Origin of the sequence: Kribbella ginsengisoli (assembly GCF_039537185.1) — a bacterium.
Taxonomy (GTDB): domain Bacteria; phylum Actinomycetota; class Actinomycetes; order Propionibacteriales; family Kribbellaceae; genus Kribbella; species Kribbella koreensis.
This window is the reverse complement of record NZ_BAABAA010000018.1, coordinates 155,111-168,389: the sequence shown is the minus strand read 5'-3', so window position 1 is coordinate 168,389 and position 13,279 is coordinate 155,111. Positions and strand designations below refer to the sequence as shown.

The following is a 13,279-nucleotide window of genomic DNA, read 5'->3' as shown; positions in this document are numbered from 1 at the left end:
AGCCTGACAGCGCCGATGGTACTGCGACCGGTAGGTCGTGGGAGAGTAGGACGTCGCCGGACATTCACACTGTTAAGGGCCACCCCGCAAGGGGTGGCCCTTAATGTGTTTTACAGACCTTTTGAGAGCTGCGGACCTGCCAGGGCATAGCCCAGAGGTCAGAGGTCGTCGGGGGAGATTCCTACCAGTGCCGCGGCGGCGCAGATGTGGATCGGGGTCAGGTCTGCGGGGGCGACGGGTGCCTGGAGAAGGGTGCCTCGTTCGAACGGGGTGAGGCCGATGTCTATGCCATGGGCGCCGGCTACCAGGCCGCGGACGTAGGTGAGCCAGCCCATCATCGGGATGCCGCGGCGGAAGACGCCGGCGGCAGCTGCCAGTTCGGTGTCGGCGATGCTGGCCCATTCGGGTTCCCAGATCGTGACGACCGCGCGGAGGACCTGGGCGAAGCGCTCTGACTGGATCAGCGCGTCCTCGTCACTCCAGTGCAGGGTGAGTTGGTCGGAGACCGTCGTGAGGGTGCCGCCCATGGAGAGGTCGAACAACCAGGGGAGATCACCGGCGCTCTGCAGGTGCAGGCGGGTGGTACTCGAACCATTCGAGAGGACCTTCGTGGTCGCCTCGACCATCTCCTGGAGCGGTGTGGAGGCGTCCGCCTCGAGCACGTGGAAACCCCAGCGCTCGTCCTGCGTCCACAGGTGAACCTCTGGGAACGCCACAGCGACCGCAGTCAGGGTGCGCCCGACGCGGAGCGCTCGGTGTTCGACCGATTCGTCTCGGTGAGCCCACTGGGCGCGCAGTAGCCAAGATGCCATCTCACGCCCTCCGATCAGCTGCCGGCTGGACCTGTCCAACGGACGGTACGCCGAACGACGAGGGGTTGACCAGAGCTCCGCCTACTCCGTGTGAACAGCGGGGGCAGGCCTGAACGCCCATCTGCTCACACGACACCCCTCCAGTGTGAACGAGCGACGGGTCAGCCCCGACCACCGGGGTCCCTTTTCCGCAACCTCCCGCCCAAAACCGGTACCGCTGCCGAGGGAGGCCGACGACGGTCCGCCCACCCTGTCCGCTCGGCGCGCGGTTCAGCCCGGTCAGCCTGCGGCTCCCGTTGCTTCGGTGTCTTCGCCCGGCTCGGCATCGGTCGATTGCTTGACCGATTTAGCTGGCTTCCGTCGGCCAGACGCCTTCGCCGGAGCCGCGTCGGCAGCCTCGGTGGAGGAATCAGCTAGAACGGTTGAGTCAGGTTGGGCGAGCTCGGCGGTGTCGAGGGTTTGTTCGGCTAGGTCGAGGGTTGGGCGGGGGCCCCGGTAGGAGTCGAGCCAGGTGCGGAGGAGTTCTACCCGGGCGGAGTACTCCTCGTTGCCCTTCACGACCGGTGCCTGGTTGTAGGCCATCGTGTCGGAGGAGCGGCGCAGCTTCACGTAGAGACGGGATGAGGACAGCGCGTAGCGTTCCATGTCGTCCTGCAGGGCGCCGATGACCGTGATGTTCCGGTCGCGGCCGATCTGCTCGAACAGGGCGACGGCCTCTCGGCGGTGTTGGGAGCCGAGGTTCCGGCCCAGCTCGTCCAGGATCAGGAGCAGCGGACGGTCACTGCCGCCGGCCAACGCCGCGGCGCAGACGAGCTTCACTGCCTTCTCGTCCATCTGCGCGGTGTTGCCCTTGACGTTGAACGCCGAGAACGGCCCGCCCTCGGACCGGCGCCACTTCGGCGTGACCGTCCAGCGCCACGGCTTGTCCGGTTCCGCTGGCGGGTCAGGCTCCGGATACTCGAGCTTCGCGCCGTACCCGCCGTACTGCTGGTCCAGCCGGTCGAATTCCGCTGACACCAGTCGCAGTCGCGCCTTGATGCCATCCGCAAGCGACGAGCGATGGGCCCGCGCGGTGCTCTCGGCCTCGCCGAGTCCCTCGCGAGCGCGTTCGAGGGCAGCATTCCGCTCAGCTCGTTGGCTGGCGATCTGCTGTTGCTGGAGGCTGTCGAAGGTCTCGTGCTGCGCGAGGTGGCTTGCCAGCGTCCGCTGCAGGGCCGGTACCAGGGCGACGCGCGCGCCGAGGGTCCCGTTCGACCAGCCGTCGGCGCCGTTGAGGATCTCCCACAGCTCCGACGGGATCTCTTCCCGCGAGCGTGCGTTCGGGAAGCAGCGGCGTACGACGTCGTCGAGCTGGGTGCAGGCCTGGTGGTTCCAGTCGGCCGTCGTTCGACGCTGGGCCGCGGCATCCGGCAAGGCGACCAGGAACTCGGAGGCTTCCGAGGCGCTGCCGCCCCAAGCGGTCGTCCTGCTGACCAGGTCGAGACCGGTCTGCTCCTCCAGGAGCACGAGCCGTCGACCGGCGAGTTCGTCGAGGATGCGGTCGTGATCGCGGCGAGTGGCTTCGAGGTTCTTCAGGCGCTCGTCGCGGACGAGTTGCTGCCCCGCGGCGGCTTCGGCCGATTCCTTGGCCGCCTGCAAGGCGGGTGCGAGCGTGTCGCGATCGGTCTCGTGCTGATCGTTCACCTCACGCAGGGCAAGGATCTGCTCCTGTACGTCCGCAGCGGTCCCGAGCGCGCGGGCGGCGGCAGTACGCCGCTCGGCCTGGTCCACTCGCGCACGAGCCTGCTCAAGCGCGGCCGATGCCTCTGACCGGGCCTCGACGGCTGCGTCGAGGCGACGGCGGGCCGCTTCGATGCGCGCCGTGCGACCGGTGATCGCCTCCTCGAACTGCCCGACGGCGACCACGCCGGCCGGCTCGTCGATGATCTCCTTCGCCGAACGCTCCGCGAGAGCCGCGAAGAACCCGTCCAGCTTGAACCGCTTGTCCGCCGATGACGGTCCGCCCTTGAAAGCGGCGGCATCGGGCCGGTTGGCGAGTACGAGCAGGAAGCCCGGATAGCCGGCGTCGCTCAGGGCAGACGTTGCGATCGCGACGTCGGACGCGTCGACGACAACGGCTTCCCGGTACGGTGCCAGCCGCGGCTCCCACTCGGCGCGGTCGGCGGTGGCCAGCTCGGTGATGTCGGTGAGGGCGCCGCACTCGATGCCGGCGTTCGCCAGTACCTGTTGCTGCGGAGCCGAGACGGTTTGGCCGCTCTCGGCCTCGCGGAGGTCGGCGGTCGCCTGGTCCACGAACGAACGCGCGGCGTGATCGCGGCCGATGTGCTCCTCGAGGACCGCGCGGGCTTCTTCTTGCTCCTCGGCGGCGGCCGCCAGGTCGCGTCCGTCGGCCGAGCGGCCGGCATCGAGCAGCCGGCGGTGCTCTTGGCCGAGGCGCTCGAGCTGTTCGCGGACCGAGCGTTGGGCGAGATCCAGTTCACGGTCGCGGGCGTCGAGTTTGTCGCGCTCCTGGCGGGTGAGCTGGACGTCGCGGAGCAGATTCTCTTCGCTGCCGAACGCTTCGATCTCGGTGTCGATGGTCTCCCGTCGCGCCTCCTGCTCGGCGACGCGCTCGTCCAGTACACCCAGCTCTTGGAGGATCTCGCTGTTGCGCGCATCGCCGTCGACGAGGTGCCGGGCGCAGCGAGCCTTCCAGGATTCGCGGGCGGCGGCGAGGGCTTCGCGGGCGGCGGCGCGTTGCAGGATGCCGGCCTCGACGGTGGCCATCTCCTGTTCCCAGCGCTGGAGATCGGCCGCTGCCTGCTTGGTCGCCTCGCGTTGAGTGTGCTCGGCGGAGCGGTGGGCCTGCTCCTGCTCCAGCTCGTGATCGAGACCGGTGAGCGTGGCGATCGCGTTGAAGATGCGGGCGGGGCCGAGCTCGTTCAGCGGCTCGGCGAGCAGGTTGGCGGTCGGGGACGAGCGGACGGAGGTCGAGAGGAACGACACGCAGCGAACCTGGCCGCCGTACAGGACTGTGGAGAGCTTGTTGGCGTGGAAGTCGGTGCGGCCGTTGGAGTGGGGGAGCGCGGCCCAGAGCGCGTCGGCGCCGGCTGCGCGCTCGGCCTCGGTGACGCCGTACGGGACGTGCAGGCCGCTCTTCCAGCGCAGGTCCAGGTACGACGCTTTGCGGTTGATCCTGATCCAGACGGTGATGGCGGCCGCTTCGATCTCGGCCAGCTCGGTCAGGTCCGGGTCGGAGAAGACGCCGACGATGTAGCCGCGGTCGACGTTGGACCAGGTGCCTTCCTGGCCGGCCGCTTCGGCGGTGAAGAGCAGCTCGGCCGCGCCGGGAGCGCCGCTGGTGAGGCGCCACTGGTCGTCGGCGTGGAGGAGCGAGAGGGCGGCGATCCAGGAGGACTTGCCGGCGCCGTTGGAGTCGACCGGGCCCTGGCCGGCAACGGTGACGAGGCCTTGGCCGACCATCGGGATCGGGTGGGTCGACAGCCGGGACAGGTCGACGACCTGGACGCCGAGCAGCACCTTCGAGCCGAGGATGTCGTACGGCCCGTCCTCAGCGGGGGTGGGGGTGCTCATGCCGCTCCTTCTTCTTCGGTGATGCCTTTGCGAGCGCGGATGGCCTCCGCGATCGGGCTCGACGGGGCGGCCGCGAGGATCAGCTGATCCTGCAGGCGGCGCCGTGCGGCCGGGGTGAGGCGTTGGAGTTGTGGGCCCGGGATGTAGCTCGGGCCGCCGGAGTGGTCGCCGGACAGCTGGATCAGGCCGGCGGCGCGCAGTCGCTGGAGGGCCAGGCGGCGCTCCTCGCTGGAAATCTTGGTGGTGCGGAGCTCGTCGACGGTCGTCGGGCGGGCGGACTTCCAGCTGTCGCCGGTGAGAATGCCTTCGCTGCGGGGGATCGCTACCGAGTGGACCAGGACGAGCACCAGTACTGCGCGGTCCACGACTGAAAGCGGTTGCCAGCCTTGCGCGGTCAGCGTCTCGGCGATGTCGTCGGCGTACCCAGCTGTCCAGTGGGTGCCGTCCACATGCACCAGCGTCCGACCGATCAACTTCAACATCTTCTGCACCTGACGGCGCAACGTCACGTCCCGCAACCCGGCCAGCTGCACCTCGGCCACCGGGTGCGCCGCATACTGCACCGCACTGAACGCAGCCAGTACTTCGTCCCTGCTCCGATCGCTCAAATCCTGCAACAACTGATCGAAGAGCGCATGATGCTCACTCATCAGTCCTCCTCCGGCTCGGGTAGGTCTGAGCCGGGCGCAGCTGATTGGTCTGGCCCGGAGGAAGTGGGGGTGGCAGGGGCGGGGCTGGGTGCGTCCCCGTCGTTGGGGAGTGGGTCGGGGGTGGGCTCGGGGGTGCGGGGTGGGGCCAGGACGGCTGGGGGTGGGTCGGGGAGGATTCGGCAGAGTTCTCTCAGGCCGGTTTGGGCGGTAGGGGTCCAGGTGGTTACCCGGGGGCCAAGGCGGACTTCGCCGGCCTTTTCGTTCCAGATCAGCCAGCTGGTGGCGTGTAGGCGGCGGAGGCTGCCGATGATCAGGGTCAGGTCGCTGGATTGTTCGGGGCGGCCTCGGAGGCCGGCGTAGACGGCCTTCACTTGGGTGAGGGTGCCGACCACGCCGGGCCACACCGAGCCGCTGCGGTCTTGCCAGCAGCAGGCTACGCAGATGGCTAGGACTCGGGCGGTTTCGTTGGGCATCTCGACCGCTACCGGGGGCATGCCGAGCTCCTCCAGGACGGAGTGGCCGGCGCCTTCGGGGAGGGTGGGAAGCATCCAGATTGTGGAGCCGTCGGGCTCGGGGGCTCGGGTGAGGCCTGGGACGGCAGGGGTGTCCGGGGAGACTTGGAGGGGTCCGGCGGACTGGACTTTGGCCCACCAGAGGGCGGTGTAGGACCGGCCGCTCTCGGCGACCTCCGACGACGTCATCGGGTCACCCGCCGGAAGGTTCCCTCGGTGGCCCAGGGGGTGCCGGCTGTGGGGTCGATTCGCATGCCGTCGCCCCAGACGAGCTCGTAGTCGAGCTCGTCGTGGAGGTGGGCAGCGGTCAGCTCGGCCAGGACCCGGCGGGCGGTGACCCAGTCGCCGGCGTCGTCGACTACGTCCACGATGCTGACTGAGGAGCGGCCGGCGAGGATTCGCTCGGCTTCGGCGCGGAGATCCTCGCGGTCTGTGGCGGCGGCGGACTCGGGCGCGTCTGTCTCCGAGGAAGGACGAGGCGGTGCCATCCGCGCAGTACCGGTTCGGCGGCCGGACTCGACTGCCTCGAGCATGCCCTCCGGGGAGAAGTCAGGCGCGGCCGCGTCGAACAGCAAGCCGTCCAGCACACCGGCCAGTACTTCGGTATCGCTGCTCCGCGTAAACGTCAGCCAAGTCTCGATCGGCAACAACCCGAGCGCCCGCGTCGTACCGGCTCGCTCGACCAGCCGTCCGGCCGCGAGCTGAACAGCATCCGCATAAGCAGCCAGCGACATCCGCAGCTGCGTGCACACCTGGTGCAACCCGGGCCACCGCTCGAGCACGATCCGGTGCACCTTCTCGGCCTGCTCGATCAGCCGCTCGTTACCCCAGGCGAGCTGTGCGTTCTCCCGCAGCTGCGCGGTCGTGCTGGTCGACACCAGGATGGACAGCTCGTTTCCCAGCAGCCGGAACACCTTCGTCAGCCGCTGGATCGATGCCTGCCCCTGCTCCTCGACCGCCCGCGGATCGCTCACGCTGTGTGCTTCGAGGGTGAGCAATTGGTGCAGCTCGGCCTGCCCGCCCTGCACCGACATCCGCTTGAGGAACATCAGCATCACGTACGGCGCGAAGGCCGCCCGGTGACGCAACTCGTTGGGCCGGTCCACGAGCTTGGTGATCGCGCCGTACTGCCGCAGTACTTCGAAACGCCGCACGATCACCTCATGCGGCCATCCACGGCAGGCGAGCGCGGCCTGCTCCACGGTCAACCCGTCGCTGCCCGCCTCCGCGAACGCATCCAGGATCGCCTGATCCGCGTCCAGCAGCTCCGGGTCGACGATCATCGCGCCGGCCTCCCGGGCGAGCACGGCGAAGACCTGCCGATAGACGCGCAGGACAGCCGCTTCGGCCTCCGCATCCAGCAATGTCGCGTCCACGCTTCTCCTCCCGCGGCCGCCCCCGAAGACAGCCAGAGAAGCGACTTTATCGACGCCGGACGGCGGATCGAAATCGGCACTCGCCGGGCCTGTGGACAAACTCCTCCAGACAAACCCGCCTAGGCGTGCCGCCGGCGCACGCGGCAGGCCTGCCGGCGCAGGCGCCCTAGGCTTCAGTCGCGCGAGCGGCGGCGGAACGCCACCAAGGCGAGCGGCGCGAAGACGGCCGTGAACAGCAGCGACCAGGCGATGGAAGCGAGCACTGGGTGCTGGAGCGGCCACTGAGCGTCCGCCGAGGGCGCCAGACCGTTGCCCCACAATTGCCGGCAAGCCGCGGTCAGCGCCGACACCGGGTTCCACTCCGCGATGAGCTGCAGCCAGCGGGGCATGTCCTGGGTCGGGGCGAAGGTGTTGGCGACGAAGGTGAGCGGGAACATCACGGTGAACATGAAGCCGTTCACCGCCTCCACCGAGCGCATCAGCGACCCGACCCAGATGCCCAGCCAGATCATCGAGAAGCCGAACAGCAGCAGGAGCAGGTAGCCCAGCACGCCGTTGACCAGTCCGTCGCGGATCCGCCAGCCGATCAGCAGGCCGGTCACGCTCATCACCACGATGCCGATACCGGAATGGATCAGGCTCGACAGGCTCCGCCCGACGAGCACGGACGAGCGTGAGATCGGGAGCGACTTCAGCCGGTCGACGATCCCCTTCTCCAGATCGCTGGTGAGGCCGATGGCCACGATGGCGGAGGAGAAGATGATGGTCTGCGCCATGATGCCCGGCAGCAGGAACTCCCGGTACGACGTACCGGGCGCGTCGATCGAGCCGCCGAACACGTAGGCGAACAGCAGCACGAACATCACCGGCTGGATCGTTACGTCCAGCAGCATCTCCGGCATCCGTCGGATGTGCAGGAGATTGCGCCAGACGACGGTCAGCGACTGTTGCAGCAAGGTGCGCTGGTGGATCGGCGGCCTGGTCATCACAGCGGTCATCGGACGGCCTCCTGCTCGGTCAGCGTCCCGGTGGTGTCGGTCGACTCGGCGCGGTGACCGGTCAGATGCAGGAAGACGTCGTCGAGGCTCGGTCGTTTCAGGCCGAGGTCGTCGACGTCGATCCCGCTATCGGCGAAGACCCCGGCGATCCGGGTCATGTCGGCCAGACCGGCGGCCGGCGCCGTGAGTCGCCGGCTCACCTCCTCGACGTGCACCTCAGGCGCGTGTTGTCGCAGGAGTTCGGCAGCGCGTGGCAGATCGGCCACTGCCGCGACTGTGACGACCACACTGGCCCGGCCGGCCTCGTCCTTGAGCTGCGTCGGCGTACCGGCCGCGATCACCTTGCCCTTGTCGATCACGACGATCTCGTCGGCGAGATGGTCGGCCTCCTCCAGATACTGAGTCGTCAGCAGCAAGGTGGTGCCGTCCCGGACCAGGCCGCGCAGTACCTCCCACAGATCCGCGCGGCTGCGCGGGTCGAGTCCGGTCGTCGGCTCGTCGAGGAACAGCACCGGCGGTGCGGCGACCAGGCTGACCGCGAGGTCCAGCCGTCGCCGCATCCCACCCGAGTACGTCTTCGCCACCCGGTCGGCCGCGTCGGTCAGCAGGAACCGCTCGAGCAGCTCGTCGGAGAGCTTGCTCAGGTACTTGGTCGGCAGCCCGTAGAGCCTGCCGATCAGCCGGATGTTCTCCCGGCCGGTCAGCAGTTCGTCGATCGTCGCGGACTGACCGGTCAGGCCCATGCTGCGCCGGACGTCGGCGGGTTGCTTGATCACGTCGTAGCCGGCCACCCGGCCGGTACCACTGGTGGGCACGCTGAGCGTCGTCAGCATCCGCACCGTCGTCGTCTTGCCGGCGCCGTTGGGACCGAGCAGGCCCAGCACTGTTCCTTCGGGGACGACGAAACTCACGCCGTCGACGGCACGGTTCGTGCCGAACTGCTTCACCAGATCGATCGCTTCGACTGCGGGTCCGTTGGACATGGGCTCACCCTAGAGCGGGCCGCCGACAACCGATGCGGAAAAAAGCGGATGACGCCGAGCACCGCGTTCCCTACCATCCGAAGCATGATGAGACTCCTCGGCTAGTGCGTCCTCAAACGCTCTAGCCGACCCCAGCACACCCGACCGGTGCGGATGCCCACGAAGGCGTCCCCGGGCGCGGTCTGCTGTTCTCATTCACCGGAGTCACCTCATGGCACCGTCATTTCCCGACGTCCTGCCGATCGGAGCGCAGCACCCGCGTGGCCGCGCCCTGCTCGCCGTTCGCAAGGATTCCGTCCCCGGCAGGATCCTGGTCGAGGGGAGCTGGGAGCACAGCCAGCTGCTCAGCACCCCGACCGTGATCGACACCTTCTATTACTGCGCTGAAGTCTGCGAACAGCCACGGACAGCAGCCGAGATCGCCGCGAGAGCACGTGAGGTCTACCGGATCTCACCGAAGCTGCTGGCACGAGTCAGCCGGAAGAGCCGGTCCGACGGCCTGATCTCCATTGCCCGGCTGCCCGAGTGGCGCGCCGAGGAGCTCAGGCTCAGCGAGTCCTCGCTGGTACTGGTCGCCGATGGCGTCGAGTACGCCGGCAACCTCGGCACCCTGATCCGCACGGTCGACGCCGCCCGCGCGGACTGCCTGGTCCTCACCAGCCGCCGGGCGCGCCCGAATCACCCCGCCGTGTACGCCGCCAGCCGCGGCATGGTGCTCACCACTCCGGTGCTCGAGTTCACGAGCATCGCCAGCGCAGCGAGTTGGCTCAGGCAGCACGAGTTCGAGGTCCACCTCGCCGACCCCGCAGCGACCGGCAGCTACAAAGCACCGCAGTACCAAGGAAGGACTGCCTTCGTCGTCGGCTCGGAAGGCGAGGGACTTCACCAGGCATGGCATGAGCAGGGCTTCAAGAAGGTGAGCATCCCGATGCTCGGCCAGGCCGATTCGCTCAATGTCGCCTTGTCAGCCGGCATCCTGCTCTTCGAGGCCCGTGCCCGCAAAGAGGGCTGGTGATCTCTGGTATGGCCGTGGGGCCGGCCATCGGGCCGGCCCCACGGGTGCAGGTTGCGACTCCGAAGCCGCCGTGGTCAGGTCGTCTTGACGTCCACGTGCTTGGGCTCCGGCTTCGACACCTCCTTCAGTGGCACCCGGATCTCCAGGATGCCGTCCTTGTAGGTGGCCTTGATCTCGCTGTCGTCGAAGTCGGCCGGCAACGTCATGCTGCGGGAGAAGGCTCCGTAACGGAACTCGGACCGCAGCGCCTCCTTGGTGGTCTCCTTCCGCTCCGCCTTCACGGTGAGCATGCCGTCGGCGACCGTGATGTCGACATCCTTGACGGGGTCGATGCCGGGCAGTTCGGCACGCAGCACGTAGTCGTCACCTTCGCGGAAGTCCTCCACCCGCATCATCTGCAGGCCGGCGAACGGCCGCAGGGCCGGAATGGTGAACGGCCGGAAGGTGGGGAAGGCCGCGAACTCCACTTCGAGCCAGTCGGTCAGATCCGTGAGTGGGCGTTCACGCTTGACGAGGTCATTCATGTTCTCGCCTCCAAATCCTCTCGTCCTACTTCCACTCCAGCGCGCGGCTCATAGCCGCCAAAGGGTCCTCCGGCCTTGTTCTGAAGGACTTTCGGCGGTCAGCGTGGCGCGGCGGTCGAGGCGCGCTCGATCAGCCGGACCTCCAGCGTGATCGGGTCGACCGGGTGCTCCTTGCCCTCGATCGTGCCCAGGAGCAGCTGTACTGCGATCGCCGCCTTCCGCGGGATGTCCTGCGCGATCGTGGTCAGCTTGGGCGTGACGTAAGCGCTCAGATCGAGGTCGTCGAACCCGAGCACCGAAACGTCCGAAGGCACCGAGAACCCAGTCTCCGCCAGCCCTTCCATGATCCCGATCGCCAGGATGTCGGCGGTCGCGAAGACGGCCGTGGCCGAGGGGTGCGAGGACATCAGCCGCCGCCCGAGCTCGCGGCCACTGGCATGTGTCGTGTTCGCCGAGACCAGCCGCTCCCGCCACGACAACCCGGCCTCCGCGAAGGCAGCCTGGAAACCCGCGAACCGCTCGTGCACGACACCGACATCGGAGAACGACGGCCCGGCGAAGACGATCTCCCGATGCCCCAGCTCCAGCAGATGCCGCGCGGCCAGCAGCGCACCGGTGTAGTCATCGGACCGTACGCCGGTGGTCAACGGATTCGCCGAATAGCTGTCGATCGCGAGCAACGACACCTTCCCCACCGCGCGAGCAGTGAGCCGGTCGATCTCCTCGTCCAGGAACCCGAGCAGCACCGCCCCATCCAGGCTCCACGACTGCAACGCCTCGGCAACCTCCGCCGGCGCCGCGATCCCGCGGAGCAACAGGTGGTACCCGCCCTTGCGCAGTTCGCGCTCGATCTGCCCGACGATCGCCACGTTGTGCGGGCTGATCATCAAGCTGTCCTCGTCGGCCGCCGGCACCAGCAGCCCGATCAGCCGTGACGACTTCGCGGCCAGGCTGCGGGCCGACGCGCTCGGCACGTAACCGCGCTCGGCGACGATCCGCTGGATCCGCTCGATCGTCTCCGGCGAGACCCGGGCGCGCTTGCCGTTCACCACGTTCGAGACCGTCATCATGCTGACCCCGGCCTCGTCGGCGATGTCCTTCAGCGTGACCCGCACAGCGGCTCCTCTCGGTTGTCGCGGCCAGGATACGAGCGCCGTCCGCCCATTGACAGCCGCCCGGAAGCGGCCTTACGGTCCCACCAAGGTGGAGCGCTAAACCTACCACGATCGAACGGAGTTCAGGTGAGCAAAGAGGTGAGTACTCAGCAGTGGTGGCGGGATGCGGCGATCTACCAGATCTACCCGCGCAGCTTCGCCGACGGGAACGGCGACGGCACCGGTGACCTGGCCGGCGTCCGCTCGCGGCTCCCGTACCTGAGCAGCCTCGGGATCGACGCCATCTGGTTCACCCCGTGGTACCTGTCCCCGCTCGCCGACGGCGGGTACGACGTGGCCGACTACCGGGTGATCGATCCGGCCTTCGGCACCGTCGAGGAGGCCGAGCAACTCATCGCGGAGGCTGCCGCCCTGGGCATCCGCACGATCATCGACATCGTCCCGAACCACATCTCGAGCGAACACGTGTGGTTCAAAGAAGCTCTGGCCGATGGCCCGGGCTCACCGGCAAGAGAACGCTTCTGGTTCAAGGACGGCGAGGAGCAGCCGACCGCCTGGGTCTCCAGCTTCTCCGGCGACACCTGGACGAGGACGAAGAACCCGGACGGTACGCCGGGGGAGTGGTACCTCCACCTCTTCACCCCCGAGCAGCCCGACCTCAACTGGAACCACCCCGACGTCCGCCGCGAACACGAGGAGATCCTCAGGTTCTGGTTCGACCGGGGTGTCGCCGGGATCCGGATCGACTCGGCCACCATGCCGGTCAAGGATCCCGCCTTCCCGGAGTACGGCGAGACCGCCGAGCACCCGTACGTCGATCGCGACGAACTCCACGACATCTACCGCTCCTGGCGGGCCATCGCCGACGAGTACGCCGAACCGCGGGTGCTCGTCGGGGAGATCTGGCTCGCCGACCCCGAGCGGTTCGCCCGCTATCTGCGGCCGGACGAGATGCACACCGCGTTCAACTTCGACCTGATGGGCCGGCCGTGGAAAGCGTCCGAGCTCCGCGCGTCGATCGAGTCCACGCTCGCCGCTCACCGGCCCGTCGACGCGCCGGCCACCTGGGTGCTGTCCAACCATGACGTCACCAGACCGGCCACCCGGTACGGACGCGAGGACAGCTCGTTCTCGTTCCAGACCAAACGGTTCGGCGTACCGACTGATCTGGCGCTGGGGCAACGGCGGGCGCGGGCGGCGGCGCTGCTGACGGCCGCATTGCCTGGGTCGCTCTATGTCTATCAAGGCGACGAGCTCGGCCTGCCCGAGGTCGAGGACCTCCCGCTCGCCGCGCTGCAGGACCCGATCTTCCACCGCTCCGAAGGCGCCGATCCCGGCCGCGACGGCTGCCGCGTACCGTTGCCTTGGACAACTACTGGCCCGAGCTTCGGCTTCAACTCGCAAGGCTTCACGCCCTGGCTGCCGCAGCCGGCCGAGTGGGGCAGCCACTCCGTCGAGGTGCAGGAACGCGACCCCGACTCGATGCTCGCCCTGTACCGCGCCGCGCTGCACCTCCGCCGCGGCCTCCCCAACGAGTTCGCCTGGCACGAAACCGCCACCGACGACGTCATCGCCTTCAGCCGCGGAGAGCGCTTCCGCTGCCTGGTCAACCTGGGCGCCGAGCCGCTCCAGCTGGACGGCGAAGTCCTGCTCGCCAGCGCCGCCCTCACTGACGATCGCCTCCCCACCGACGCAGCCGTCTGGCTGACCACGAAGTAGGA

General features: G+C 68.4%; 11 protein-coding genes. 2 read left to right on the top strand and 9 right to left on the bottom strand.

Annotated features, from left to right (window positions below; translation table 11 throughout):
- Positions 1–158 precede the first annotated feature (158 nt).
- The 7 genes from ABD768_RS38895 to ABD768_RS38865 all read right to left on the bottom strand — a co-directional run bounded on the left by ABD768_RS38895 (position 159) and on the right by ABD768_RS38865 (position 8,904).
- A complete protein-coding gene (locus ABD768_RS38895) occupies positions 159–812 on the bottom strand; it encodes a hypothetical protein (RefSeq protein ID WP_344849324.1) in 654 nt (217 codons plus the stop codon).
- Positions 813–1,091: 279 nt separating this feature from the next.
- Entirely contained in the window at positions 1,092–4,385 is a 3,294-nt protein-coding gene (locus tag ABD768_RS38890) for a coiled-coil domain-containing protein (RefSeq protein ID WP_344849323.1), read from the bottom strand.
- Positions 4,382–5,035: a hypothetical protein gene (locus ABD768_RS38885; RefSeq protein WP_343966571.1), complete on the bottom strand. Its 654-nt coding sequence runs from the start codon at positions 5,033–5,035 to the stop codon at positions 4,382–4,384. Before ABD768_RS38885 ends, ABD768_RS38890 begins: the two co-directional genes overlap by 4 nt.
- Positions 5,035–5,736 (bottom strand): hypothetical protein, encoded by a 702-nt coding sequence (locus ABD768_RS38880; protein WP_344849320.1) that lies wholly within the window; start codon positions 5,734–5,736, stop codon positions 5,035–5,037. Before ABD768_RS38880 ends, ABD768_RS38885 begins: the two co-directional genes overlap by 1 nt.
- Positions 5,733–6,923, bottom strand: coding sequence for a hypothetical protein (locus ABD768_RS38875; RefSeq protein WP_343966566.1), 1,191 nt, complete (start codon positions 6,921–6,923; stop codon positions 5,733–5,735). The genes ABD768_RS38880 and ABD768_RS38875 overlap by 4 nt, the downstream gene beginning before the upstream one ends.
- A 173-nt stretch (positions 6,924–7,096) precedes the next feature.
- A complete protein-coding gene (locus ABD768_RS38870; protein WP_344849318.1) occupies positions 7,097–7,921 on the bottom strand; it encodes an ABC transporter permease in 825 nt (274 codons plus the stop codon).
- Positions 7,918–8,904, bottom strand: a complete 987-nt coding sequence (locus ABD768_RS38865) for an ATP-binding cassette domain-containing protein (protein WP_343966562.1) — start codon at positions 8,902–8,904, stop codon at positions 7,918–7,920. The genes ABD768_RS38870 and ABD768_RS38865 overlap by 4 nt, the downstream gene beginning before the upstream one ends.
- A 211-nt stretch (positions 8,905–9,115) precedes the next feature.
- Here ABD768_RS38865 and ABD768_RS38860 point away from each other — a divergent pair, with 211 nt between their 5' ends.
- Positions 9,116–9,919 carry a TrmH family RNA methyltransferase gene (locus ABD768_RS38860; protein ID WP_343966559.1) on the top strand — a complete coding sequence of 268 codons (804 nt, stop codon included), beginning with the start codon at positions 9,116–9,118 and terminating at the stop codon, positions 9,917–9,919.
- A gap of 74 nt (positions 9,920–9,993) precedes the next feature.
- Here the strand turns inward: ABD768_RS38860 and ABD768_RS38855 are convergent, their stop codons facing one another.
- Together ABD768_RS38855 and ABD768_RS38850 are read right to left on the bottom strand one after the other, a co-directional pair.
- Positions 9,994–10,443 (bottom strand): Hsp20/alpha crystallin family protein, encoded by a 450-nt coding sequence (locus tag ABD768_RS38855; protein ID WP_344849315.1) that lies wholly within the window; start codon positions 10,441–10,443, stop codon positions 9,994–9,996.
- A gap of 98 nt (positions 10,444–10,541) precedes the next feature.
- Entirely contained in the window at positions 10,542–11,558 is a 1,017-nt protein-coding gene (locus ABD768_RS38850) for a LacI family DNA-binding transcriptional regulator (RefSeq protein ID WP_344849313.1), read from the bottom strand.
- 126 nt (positions 11,559–11,684) lie between these two features.
- Here ABD768_RS38850 and ABD768_RS38845 point away from each other — a divergent pair, with 126 nt between their 5' ends.
- On the top strand, positions 11,685–13,277 hold the full coding sequence (locus tag ABD768_RS38845; RefSeq protein WP_344849311.1) for a glycoside hydrolase family 13 protein: 1,593 nt from the start codon (positions 11,685–11,687) through the stop codon (positions 13,275–13,277).
- The last annotated feature ends 2 nt before the right edge of the window (positions 13,278–13,279 follow it).

What these genes read in the sequence shown, in the direction of transcription:
- ABD768_RS38895 (WP_344849324.1), bottom strand. Translation starts at nt 812, where the DNA reads ATGGCATCTTGGCTACTGCGCGCCCAGTGGGCTCACCGAGACGAATCG.
- ABD768_RS38890 (WP_344849323.1), bottom strand. Translation starts at nt 4,385, where the DNA reads ATGAGCACCCCCACCCCCGCTGAGGACGGGCCGTACGACATCCTCGGC.
- ABD768_RS38885 (WP_343966571.1), bottom strand. Translation starts at nt 5,035, where the DNA reads ATGAGTGAGCATCATGCGCTCTTCGATCAGTTGTTGCAGGATTTGAGC.
- ABD768_RS38880 (WP_344849320.1), bottom strand. Translation starts at nt 5,736, where the DNA reads ATGACGTCGTCGGAGGTCGCCGAGAGCGGCCGGTCCTACACCGCCCTC.
- ABD768_RS38870 (WP_344849318.1), bottom strand. Translation starts at nt 7,921, where the DNA reads ATGACCGCTGTGATGACCAGGCCGCCGATCCACCAGCGCACCTTGCTG.
- ABD768_RS38865 (WP_343966562.1), bottom strand. Translation starts at nt 8,904, where the DNA reads ATGTCCAACGGACCCGCAGTCGAAGCGATCGATCTGGTGAAGCAGTTC.
- ABD768_RS38860 (WP_343966559.1), top strand. Translation starts at nt 9,116, where the DNA reads ATGGCACCGTCATTTCCCGACGTCCTGCCGATCGGAGCGCAGCACCCG.
- ABD768_RS38855 (WP_344849315.1), bottom strand. Translation starts at nt 10,443, where the DNA reads ATGAATGACCTCGTCAAGCGTGAACGCCCACTCACGGATCTGACCGAC.